At 57.4% G+C, this 343-nt stretch carries 1 protein-coding gene; it reads left to right on the forward strand.

Annotated elements, in window-relative coordinates; all coding sequences use genetic code 11:
* On the forward strand, nt 1-343 hold a 343-nt coding region (locus tag ACTFO6_RS18165; RefSeq protein ID WP_439935795.1), incomplete at both ends, for a TRAP transporter large permease subunit.

A 343-nucleotide genomic window follows, 5' to 3' on the forward strand; every position in this document is an offset into this window, starting at 1 on the left:
GCATTGCCACCATCATCGGGTTCAGCCTCTTGCGGCCTAAAAAGTATCGGCCGTCAATCAAGGGCATTGTGCTGGGTTTACGTAACGGGGCGCTCGCCGGCGCGCAGCTCGCCATCATCCTTGCGGCAATTGGAGTGATCGTCCAGATGCTGGTCACGACCGGGCTTGGCACACTGTTCTCCCGGTTAATGATCGATCTCTCCGGCAACAGCCTGGAGATCGCATTGTTGCTTGGCATGGCGATAACAATCTTCATCGGTATGGGACTACCGACCCCGGCAGCTTATTCACTGGCCGCCATCGTCGTGATTCCTTCCCTGATCGACGTAGGGGTGGATCCGCT

This window comes from Pelomicrobium sp. G1 (assembly GCF_051905455.1).
In the GTDB taxonomy this organism is placed as follows: domain Bacteria; phylum Pseudomonadota; class Gammaproteobacteria; order Burkholderiales; family UBA6910; genus Pelomicrobium.